This is a genomic window from Flexithrix dorotheae DSM 6795 (assembly GCF_000379765.1).
Classification (GTDB): domain Bacteria; phylum Bacteroidota; class Bacteroidia; order Cytophagales; family Flammeovirgaceae; genus Flexithrix; species Flexithrix dorotheae.
The window spans coordinates 540,066-551,189 of sequence record NZ_KB903454.1; the positions used below are offsets into that span (position 1 = coordinate 540,066).

Sequence of the window (11,124 nt, forward strand, 5' to 3'; positions counted from 1 at the left end):
ATGAGTAGGCAACCCGAACAAATATTAGAAGAACAGTTAGTTGCTCAATTAGGAAAATTAGGATACGCCAAAGTGCTTATTCCTGATGAAAAAGCATTACTAAGCAATCTCAAATCGCAATTAGAAAAGCACAACCAAATCACCTTTACCGATAAGGAATTTGAAAGGGTGCTAAACATTTTAAGTAAAGGTTCTGTTTTTGAGAAAGCCAAAACGCTTCGCCAAAAGCAGCACATAATTCGTGACAATGGCGACAATCTTTATTTTGAGTTTATCAATACCGAGCATTGGTGTCAGAATCAATATCAAGTTACCCATCAAGTTACAGTAGAAGGAACATACAAAAACCGCTATGATGTTACCTTGTTGGTCAATGGTTTGCCTTTGGTTCAAATAGAATTAAAACGCAGGGGCTTAGAACTAAAAGAAGCCTTTAACCAAATCAATCGTTATCAAAGGCATTCGTTTGGGGCTAATGCTGCCTTGTTTCAGTATGTTCAAATATTTGTCATTAGCAACGGTGTAAATACGAAGTATTACGCCAACAATAGACATCAATCCTTTAAGCAGACGTTCTACTGGACAGATGTTCAAAACAAGCGGCTCACCAATATCATCAACGGCTTTACCACCGATTTTTTAGAGCCATGCCATGTCTCCAAGATGATATGCAAATACATCGTACTCAATGAGGCTCAAAAAATATTGATGATTCTACGTCCTTATCAATTTTATGCAGTAGAAGCCATGATTGAAAAGGTAAAAAATAGTACCACAGGAGGCTATATTTGGCATACCACAGGTTCGGGTAAAACACTTACCTCTTTCAAAGCAAGTCAGGTTATTATGAATATACCTGTTGTAAAAAAGGTGGTGTTTGTAGTAGATAGAAAAGATTTAGATTATCAAACCACTAAAGAATTTAATAGTTTCAGCAAAGGCAGCATTGATGGTACAGACAATACCAAAGCCTTAGTAAAGCAATTTTCTGATGATACAAAGTTGATTGTTACAACCATTCAAAAACTAAATACTGCTATTAGTAAAAAGCAATATTTAGGCAAAATGGAGGCTTTGCAAAATGAACGTATGATATTCATTTTTGATGAGTGCCACCGTTCACAATTTGGAGAGACCCACAATCGTATAAAATCTTTTTTCAATAATAGCCAAATGTTTGGCTTTACAGGTACACCGATATTTGCAGATAATGCCGTTAAAAATGAATTGGGGAAACGAACTACCAAAGAACTGTTTGGAGAGTGCTTACATAAATACGTGATTACAGATGCCATTAAAGATGAGAACGTCCTCAAATTTGCAGTTGAATACGTAGGTAGATACAAGCAAAAGGAATCCGCTACCGAAATTGATATTGAAGTAGAAGACATCGACACTAAAGAGTTAATGGATTCTCCCAAGCGGTTGGAAATGATTGCAGACCATATTATTACCAACCACAACCGCAAAACTTACAACAAGGAATTTACAGGGATGTTTTGTGTGAGTAGTGTAGAAACCCTGATAAAATATTACGAGATTCTGCAACGCAAAAAAGAAAGTGGAGAACATAATTTAAAAGTAGCCACCATTTTTAGTTTTGCAGCCAATGAAAACGATGCCGATGCCAACGGTTTTATTCCGGAAGAACTTTCTGTAGTAGAAGAACCAAGAGCCTTGTACGGTTTGAATGTACATACCAGAGAAAAGCTCGATGAATACATTGGGCATTACAACCAAATGTTTGAAACCAAGTTTTCCACTAAAGACAGCGTTTCGTTCTACAACTATTACAACGACATTTCCAAAAAGGTTAAAGAGCGAAAGATTGATATTCTGTTGGTGGTAAATATGTTCCTTACAGGCTTTGACAGTAAAACGCTGAACACCCTTTATGTAGATAAAAACCTGAAATATCACGGATTAATTCAAGCCTATTCAAGAACTAACCGCATACTCAACGAACAAAAAGCACAAGGAAACATTATTGTCTTCCGTAATCTTAAAAAAGCTACGGACGAAGCCATTACCCTATTTAGTAACAAAGAGGCGATTGATGAAATCATCATGCAGCCTTACGAGAATTATATTGATGATTTTAATGAGAAATATAAGGAGTTATTGGAGATAACGCCCACGGTGGATAGTATAAATGATTTAGTAAGTGAAGAAGATGAGTTAAATTTTGTAAAGGCTTTTAGGGCATTGATGCGTATTAAAAATACCATGTCCACTTTTACCGACTTCAACTGGGAAGATTTGGAAATGACCGAACAAACTTTTGAAGATTACAAAAGCAAATACCTCGATTTACACGACAAAGTAAAAACCGACCACCTAAAGGAAAAAGTATCTATCCTTGACGATGTGGATTTTGAACTGGAGCTGATTCACCGAGATGAAATCAATGTGACCTACATTCTCAAATTGCTGGCAGAACTAAAAGGGGCAAACACATCAGACCAAGAGAAGAAACGCAAAGAAATTGTTGATTTACTGACTGGAGAATCGAATTTAAGAAGCAAGCGTGAGTTAATCGAGAAATTCATTCTAGAAAACCTCCCTCAAATTGATGATTCTGAAAACATCCAACAGGAGTTTGACAAATTCTGGGACGAAGAACAGCAAAAGGCGTTTGGCAAGCTGGTCGAAGAAGAAAAACTATCCTCCGACAAAACGCAAAAGCTAATTGAACAATATCTGTTTGCAGAGCGTGAACCACTAAGAGACGAAGTGTTAGACTTAATAGAAGGTGAAAAACCCTCTGTACTTCAGCGAAAAAAAATGGGTGACCAAATCTTAGGAAAGATTATGGGTTTTGTTGAAACATTTATTAATGGAATTAATGTAGAATGATTGCGTATCCCTCCCTCACTGATAAGACCTCAAATAATCAATCAGATAGTCTATAAAATCAGTAATTTCTTTGGAATTTCGGAGTTTGATTCTCCTTTCTCTGATGATTAAGAGGTAATCAATTAAATCATCCACACGGAGGAAAGCTTCTTTGGTGGGCATGAGGATGAGGTATTTGAGGTGTAGGTCTTCTTTTTTAATGGCCAGGTCATCTTTTAGTTTTTCCTCAATTTTTTTCAGTTCCAAATCTCTTTTCTGCCTTCTGGCCATTTTGGCAATGGCATGCTCCAGGTTTTCCACCAGCCTGGCAGTAAACTTTAGGATTTCTGTGGTCAGATTTGGCTTTTCCTCCATCTCAGCTAAAAATTAATTTTTCAATGTTGGCCGCACAAAGCCTGATGGTTGCTATATCACTTTGCTCCAGGGATTTTTCCCGATTGAAAAATACCACTAGGGAATAAACCCGCTCTGCCCGGTTATTTAAGTAAATGGAAAAAATACTTCTGATGTCATAGCTATCCAGGGTATCTTTCAATTCTCCATCCGGCATTTCTTCCAGGTTGGATAAATACAGGCCTTTTGATCCTTCAGAAATGGTATCCACAATGAGGACTTGCGAAACTTGCTTATTAATCTGAATACCCTGCCAAAAATCTTTGATGGGCTCCACTCCGGAAACAGCCTCATGCACCATGTAGCATTTATAAAATTTCTCTTTTCCCTGCTCTTTGTAATCAAACCTGAAAACCGCAATTCGCACCGGACTGATTTTCATGAGCATGTACATGTAGGTATAAATGCTACTGATCCGGTCTGAAATGCCCTGAATAAATTGCCGGTTTCTCACGATAATAACATGGTGTATGAGATAGGCCATTTTGTTGGAAAAATTAATGAAGGCATCGGTGGCCTGCTCTCTTCGGCTAAAAAGCTGGAATAAAAATATTAAGGCAATGGCATAAAGCACACCGGCAAAAAGTCCGTGTTTATCGAGTAATTCAACCAGATTGATGCCTCCATTTTCCATCATTAAAAAAGTGGTGGGGTAATTTTTTGCCTTTGAAAAGTGGCCGGAATGACTATTTCACTGGTCAAATCTTTTACCGATATAGTGTATTCCCCTTCTGCCAGATTTTCAAAAACAGGGTTTTCCAAATAATTCCCATCATTGAGCTTATAAAACACAGTGCCATTACTTTCAGTGACATTGACTGTAAATTTTCCATCTGCATTCAAGGATTCATCCTCATTCTGAGTAGGTGGCTCCACATCTACGGAAAGCAACAAAGGCTGGTAAAAACTCAGGTTGTCAAGGTAACTAAAACACCTGGAGCCATACAAGTGATTGATCAGGCCATTGAGCATTAAGCGACTGAAATACTGAATAAAAGTGAGGGAAATAGATGTCAGGTCAAAACCAGCAAGTAAATCAAAACTTCTCTGATTGCCCAAACTGGCCGGCAACATACTTTCTGCATTAAAAAGGATATTATTTTCTGTAGAAATCGGCATGATATGAACTGCAGGATCACTCACATCTCCATTTTCCGGAATATCACCAATGAGGTAAATATTTTTGGTAGCCGTAATAGGAAGTCTTTTAAAAAGAAAGTCCACTTTCAGATTTTGGATGGCGTAGGCTTCTAAAATCCCGTTTTTTTCATGCTCAAACTTGGGAATAAAAGCGTTTTCAGTTTTAACCAGTTTGAGTCTGGCCGGATTCCCCCGAATGGAAAAATCGAATTGTTCTATAGTTTCCATAATCTTTTTTGTTGCTGTTTTTGGTTGCTGTTTTAGGTTTTCATAAAAATCTCTCCCTTATCGGTTACAAAACACTGCCCCCGGACAAGCCCACCGTTTCCCGCTTCTTTTTGATCTTTAAATTCAGGAAGATTATTCACTGGCACTACAAAACCATTTTCATTGACTATACAAATGGTAAAAGGAGGTAATTCCTCCTCATGATAAAGTGCTTCCAAAGTAACCTGTCCCTGTGTATGCACTGATTTAAAAGCCATCACTTAAAAATTTTTATTGAATAAAAAAGTCTCAAATTCCGGGGTTACCATTAAATCCGGATCGTACCTGAAGCCTTCATTTCTGGCTTTATTTACCACTGGTTGAAAATGATGGTGGCCTACCATCACATTGGTAATATTATCTTGGAAATAATACTCGAAACTCATTCCACGCCATGCACCAATTACAATGGTATCGGTGGAATTGTAACACTTGAATTTATTATTGATTAAATAGATTTTGCTTCCTGTGGTATTTCCCCAGGTGGATACCGCCCAGTTTGCCTGATCTACCATTAAAACTTCGCTGTTTTTTACAATGATTCTGGAATTGACAATACTCCCCCGGCCCTGTTGGTAAAGATTAAGACCCACGGCCCATTGGCCATAGCGGATTTGCCAACAATCTTCCACATGAATGTGATTGACTCCAATCATGGGTACAATCTCACAATTATTCAAAAAGCAGTTTTTAAGCATTAATCCCGCTACACTGTCATAGCCACTATTTCTGGTATCGGCATTGTTTAACACTGATACAGTGAGTTCTGCATTTTTTACAGCAAGAATCCCGTTTGATCCACTGGTGTATTGGGCATTTTGGATACCGGTAATTTTTTTGGCTTCAATTTTAATTTTGGTGTTGGTCACAGGATAAATCCTGATCGCTTTATTTCGGTTATAGCCATAGTCTGCATTGGTGGAAATAAATTCTCCTCTTCCGGTAATTTCAATGTCCAGGTTATCTTCCCTACACCAAATACAAAGCCCGGTTTTTTCGATTTTAGCTCCTTCCAAAAAGTGGTAATTCACCTGTTTATTTAATTGCAAATGGTTGGTATATACCCCTGGCATGACCATCACCGTTCCCCCTTCACTTACAGCGTCAGTAGCTTCTGAAAAGGTAGCAAACGGTCTGTTTATCCTGCCTACCTCTGCGGTTAAATCATCTCCATTGGGATCAACAAAGGCGATATTAAATAGTGCTGAATCGGTATTATTAGGTGGTTTTTCTCCCCATATACTCACATCAATATAAGCCTTTGGGTAATAAGGCAGCCCGGTTCTGGATGGACCAGTTAACATTGGTGGGGTAAACTCTATAAATGAAAGAGCGGGGTCATTTGGATTATTAATTACCCCCAATGCTATTTGCCAATTAAAACTCACATAAATTTTCCCATCAGGAGCCACCTGCATTCCAAAATGAAAAGGTGTTGTACTATCTTCTGTTCTTTCCCAATAGGTATTTAAGGTAGCTGCCTGAATATCATAAATATAAATTTTATCCCAGGTGTTTTTTGCATAAGGAGTTTCCCCTACATACAAATAGGCATCATTAGGACTAAACTCAATAGAATAGGGATTGACATATACTCCGGTATCTACAGGATTACTGATAATTCCGGTGGCATTATCAAAATCAAATAATTCCACTTTGGCTTTTCCACCACCGCCATAAGTACTCACCGCCAGCCTGTTTTGAGCAAAGTTATCTTTGATAAATCCGGTTTTATCAGTTACATAATCATAGACAATTCCGGCACTACTTACCACCGGGTTCATGTTTAATCCATCTTTTGTAAGCAGGTAAGCATAAAAATTATTGTTGTTAAAGCCATGAGTAACAATCCACCAATCCACTCCATTTTGGTGTTGTACCATTCCGATTTTTTCAGTGGCATTACTGGCTGGTAACAGGTTGATATTTTTCTCGGTCACTGTGCCCAAACCTTCATTTTGGTTCATATCCACAATAGAATAATTCATGCCCTTACTGCCCACATTTTCATCCACCGTAAACACCCAATACAAACTTGTACCTGGTTGTACAGCTACAACGGCACTGGTCGCACTACTTTGCGCACCAAATAAACCAGCTTCCATTACCTCATGGTTTCTATTGAAAATATTAATCCCATCGGTATAAAAAAGCAGGTTGCCTTTACCATCGGAAACAGTATAACCACCTTCTTCCTGATTGATTTGTCCTCCTGGTAAGGCTTTTACTTCTCCACTAGCAAACCGAATTCCTGCACCTGAACCAAAAAACCAATTAATACTACTCAGACCTGTAATGTCCAGCTCATCACCCAGTTCATTTTCAATTATCTCTGGTGGCTGTGAAGTGGAAGAATCAGTTAAAACTTTGGAAATGCCTGGTACTTCCCAAATACGTTTAAATTGCCTAGTCATAGAAAGTAATCATTAGTTTGTGTTCCTTATCTGCTTCAGTACTTGTTGCTTTAAAATTCTCCATATTCTTTCTGCCTAAAATTTCATATGCTCCACCATCGCTTAAAATCATGCCTTCTGAGGTGGTGGGATCATCTCCGGTTTCCCAGAAACGACCTGCTTTCAGTGGATTTGTGACCTGATCATTTGCATCCATACTGATGATACAACTCACTGCGCCTGGAGGCACGGTTAAACCCTGCACAGTATTTCCGATCTGGATAATAGCTTTGGAAATGGCATTTGATCTCATAATAGGTCAATTAAAAGTTTTTCATCTTCATCTTTTGATAATTCCAGCTTGGGCGTAAAAAGCAGAACTGTTTTTTTTGCTGCAATTAGATATTTGTTTTCCAGGGAATTGCCACGGTTCTTTTCTGCAATGGCATAGTTGCGGACAAATGTGGGATCCACTGTGACCACTTTTAGTACCACTGGTGCATCAAATTCAGCGGCTACACCTCCTTTTGTGCCACCAAGAGCATTTTGCTGGAAAATGACAATAAAAATAGTGTTGGGAAATTCACTTCTAAGTTCATCAAATCGGGTATTAGCTCCCCAGCTTTGCAGTTTTTGCCAACTGTCAATGACTACACAATCGAAAACGCTGGCAAACTTTTTAACCGTTTCAATCCCTTTTTCAGCTTCTCCTGAAATGGCCAACTGGCTTCTGTTTTTGGCTTTGATATTGGCTGTCACCAGTTTTTCAGTATCCTTGGATTCCATGCCTCCCTGCTCCAGACTGAAAAATCCAACTTTTTTTCCTGTATCCAAAAAGGCATCAATGAGCTGTGTGACCAAAGTGGTTTTCCCACCTCCACGGTTTCCAGAGACCGTAATGGCCAGTTTATAAGGCTGAAGTTCTCCTAAAAACTTTCCCATTTCACCCGCCAGTTTAAAAGTAGGTGGCTTTGTAACTGGCTGATGAGCCAGCACAAAACCACCACTTTCAAGGACCGCTGGTTTAATGGTGTCAGGTATTTTAGGATCAGATTCAATGGTCATGGTCTTATTTTTTGTAAGCGTTTTTTCAGAGTTTTTCTTAGAACTTTTTTTAATAGTTTTTACCGATCGGGCTTTTTTTTTAACAGGCTTTTTTCTTTTGGTTGGAGGAGACAAATGCACTCCTGGAATTCCACTTAATCCTGCCAGACTTTCTTTCTGAAGGGAAATACTTTCTTTATTTCCTCCAATAAAATCCTTTAGGCTCCTGGTGATTGTTTTGAGTTTTTCAAAGTACTTATCTGCTTTTAAAACTCTTCGGTTGGAAATGGCTTTTTCAATGCTCTTTTTTAAAAGTTCAGCGGACTTTTTGGTAATACCTTCTTTTCCCTGCAGGTTTAAATAGCGAATAATCAATCGCACACTGGGCAGGATTTCCAGTTGTTCCATCACCGATTGCATTTCCTGGAAAATCGTCTTAGAAAATTTGATGGTGATATTGGTTTGCCTTTTATCCAGCATGCCATTATAAGTCTTTTCCAGCTCCCGGTAAATGTTTCTTAAAAGCGGTTTGTTCTTTTGATCAAAAATTTCAGTTACCCCCTTTTTATTGAGCAAAACCGCTGCATTTCTGATTTGCGTCCTGCTTTTTACTTTCTGTTGCCAGCTTAAAAACTTTCGGATCTGTCTTTCGGATTCTGTGAAATTGGGCACCTGTTTTCGTGTACCCTTTTTTTCTTTGGATTTGGGTACATTAGTCTTTTTAGTTTTGGCCCTTTGAATTAAGGGTCTTGTAATTTTCTTGGGGACTTCTTTTTTTGCTGAATTTTGAATGGCAGTAGGATGCAATTCCTCTATCACTTCATACAAATCATTGAAGTTATCCTGAAAGGCCTGATGGGAAAGCACCTGTTGATCTGAAAACTGTTTACTCAAATTCTCCATTAACACCAATTCCTCCTTTACTTCCCTGCTTAGGACAGCGGGATTAATGGATTTATACCGGTTAAGTATTACTTGTGTGGCCATTTTACCTAAAATTATTCTTTTTGTATCTTTGCCTTTAAGCAGTCGTTTCGCACGTTGAGAGCCACGGTGGAAATTCGTTTCCATGGGCATGGCTCGCTGCTAAATTGGAGCTTTCAATAGCTCCTTTTTATTTTGAATTAAAAACTTTCCCAACCCAAACAAACTGGTTTGCTGTTTTGCAGCCTGGGCAATGTCATATTTTTTACCCAATAGTTTGTTGAGCTTATTGAATAGTCCCATGTAATTATCCTGATAAGGCTCTAATAATTCCTGCGCTTTCTTTTTGGTGATTTTACCCTCATGCGCTCCTTTCAGAAGCTTTTCTGTTTTCTCCTTCAGCACATCCATGGCTTTTTTCTTTTCCCTTTTTAGTGCCTCAACCTGTCTTTCATAATCCTGTTCTACAGGAGATTTGGAAACTGTTTTTTTAAGATTGAGTCTTTTACCTGGAGGAATTTTCCCAAACTCAGTAATTTTATAAATAGCACTTTCCAATTTTTCCAGGAACATCCTTTTATTACTGATTTGTCCGGTCTTATTGCCATAAGCATCTCCCATAAGCCAGTCTGCAATTTCCTTTTCATGACTATCGGTTAATTCAGGAAACCTTACTCTTAATTCTCCAATCCAGTCCGCAATGGTATTCACCACAGATTTGCTTTGCACATCTGAGTTTTCCGTGGCCTTAATGCTATCAATAAGAAAACCTTCAGGATTCAGGTAAGATAAATTGAATATCTTTTTCCAGTTCTTTCCTTCATTTTTTTGAGCCAGCTCCACTACTTCTTTTTTACTTTTTTTCTGGTTTCTCAAAGACCTGTAATAATTGGCTCTTTCCGTATCGGTTTCTTTAGTAGAAAGTGTGTTGGATTCCAGGGCGATTCTTTTTGCCTCTGTTTCACTTACCTGAATGATTTTGGCCGGAATACTTTTAAAGGATTTGCCACCTACTTTTTTACGCTTTTTAACCAGTTCTTTAAATGCCTGCGTTCTGGAGTGACCGGAAAGGATATATAGTTTACCAGCTGGAGATTTCCATAATAATACCGGATCAAAAACTTCCCATCGAAAATTCCCACTTTCCACGGCCTCTAAAATCCTTTGCACCGATTCATGGGAATAATCAGTTTCCCTGTTTTGGAATAGCTTTTTATTCACATGAATTTTTGAAAGTGGAACAGCCTGAACTTTGGTTTGGGCATTGGATTTTTTACTTTTTAACTTCAGTAACCTAATCCTTTGTTTTTGGAGTTGAAGTTTTAATTTAACATCATCATTTATATTTCCTAAGCCTGATTTTAATTTAGCCTTCAATTTCAAAATCCTTATTCGCTGTTTTTGCAAGGCTAAAGCCAGCGATAAATCATCTTCTTTTTCCGCTCCTGGCTTATCAATGATTACCAGTCTTGATCTTACTCCAGTCTGTTTAAATGCTTCAGCTCCTTTGAATGAATTTTCGGGTAATGGTTCTTCTACCCCATCAATTTGATGAAGCCAATCTCTGAATGCAGTTTCCTTTTTTCCCTGCCTGAAAAATGCACCTTCACCAATAATAGCCACCACTCGGCCTCCAGGTTTCAGGATGGAATAAGCATGCTGCAAATGCGCAATGTCCTGATTGTTTTCAAATGGTGGATTCATAATGATTTTATCCGGAGCTTTTCCTGCTTCTGGCGTATAAAGCAAAAAATCATTGCCTACCAGGATAAAACCTTTCAATAAAAGGATTTGCTCCAGGCTCACCATTCTTTCAATCACTTGCAGATCATTTTCAGGGTGCAATTCCCGAATGACTTCTGCAATGTGACCAAGGCCGGCACTAGGTTCTAATACAATTTCTCNAGGTTGGATACCAGCTTCTTCCACCAGCCTTTTAGCCAGTGTTTTTGGAGTAGGAAAGAATCCCTTTTCTTTGATATTTCTCCACTTGTTTTCCAACTCCCTTAATTCCCTTTTTTTCTTATCTTCAGTGGAAATTTCAGTGTGGGCAATGGTTTTTAAAGCTTCCACCGCAGCATAGTAGGTATCCTCATTGGTGATGCCA

General features: G+C 38.4%; 9 protein-coding genes. 1 reads left to right on the plus strand and 8 read right to left on the minus strand.

The features are described 5' to 3' along the window. Complete coding sequence (locus tag A3EM_RS0124400) at positions 1-2,856, plus strand: type I restriction endonuclease subunit R (RefSeq protein WP_020530878.1); 2,856 nt, start codon at positions 1-3, stop codon at positions 2,854-2,856. Positions 2,857-2,871: 15 nt separating this feature from the next. On the opposite strand, the gene A3EM_RS0124405 is transcribed toward A3EM_RS0124400, so the two are convergent. The 8 genes from A3EM_RS0124405 to A3EM_RS0124440 are packed head-to-tail and all read right to left on the minus strand — an operon-like array spanning position 2,872 to position 10,826. Next, positions 2,872-3,210, minus strand: coding sequence for a hypothetical protein (locus A3EM_RS0124405; RefSeq protein WP_020530879.1), 339 nt, complete (start codon positions 3,208-3,210; stop codon positions 2,872-2,874). A 1-nt stretch (position 3,211) separates the two neighbouring features. Beyond that, positions 3,212-3,886 carry a hypothetical protein gene (locus A3EM_RS0124410; protein WP_020530880.1) on the minus strand — a complete coding sequence of 225 codons (675 nt, stop codon included), beginning with the start codon at positions 3,884-3,886 and terminating at the stop codon, positions 3,212-3,214. Then, positions 3,886-4,617 (minus strand): hypothetical protein, encoded by a 732-nt coding sequence (locus A3EM_RS0124415; protein ID WP_020530881.1) that lies wholly within the window; start codon positions 4,615-4,617, stop codon positions 3,886-3,888. The genes A3EM_RS0124410 and A3EM_RS0124415 overlap by 1 nt, the downstream gene beginning before the upstream one ends. 32 nt (positions 4,618-4,649) lie before the next feature. Continuing rightward, complete coding sequence (locus A3EM_RS0124420) at positions 4,650-4,874, minus strand: hypothetical protein (protein ID WP_020530882.1); 225 nt, start codon at positions 4,872-4,874, stop codon at positions 4,650-4,652. A gap of 3 nt (positions 4,875-4,877) precedes the next feature. Further along, complete coding sequence (locus tag A3EM_RS0124425; RefSeq protein WP_020530883.1) at positions 4,878-7,070, minus strand: lactonase family protein; 2,193 nt, start codon at positions 7,068-7,070, stop codon at positions 4,878-4,880. After that, a complete protein-coding gene (locus A3EM_RS0124430) occupies positions 7,063-7,362 on the minus strand; it encodes a hypothetical protein (RefSeq protein ID WP_020530884.1) in 300 nt (99 codons plus the stop codon). The genes A3EM_RS0124425 and A3EM_RS0124430 overlap by 8 nt, the downstream gene beginning before the upstream one ends. Continuing rightward, positions 7,359-9,164, minus strand: coding sequence for a hypothetical protein (locus A3EM_RS0124435; RefSeq protein ID WP_245576543.1), 1,806 nt, complete (start codon positions 9,162-9,164; stop codon positions 7,359-7,361). The genes A3EM_RS0124430 and A3EM_RS0124435 overlap by 4 nt, the downstream gene beginning before the upstream one ends. Before the next feature lie 15 nt (positions 9,165-9,179). Further along, the gene (locus A3EM_RS0124440; RefSeq protein ID WP_425402071.1) at positions 9,180-10,826 is read right to left on the minus strand and encodes an N-6 DNA methylase; all 1,647 of its coding nucleotides are present in this window, start codon (positions 10,824-10,826) and stop codon (positions 9,180-9,182) included. Positions 10,827-11,124 lie beyond the last annotated feature (298 nt).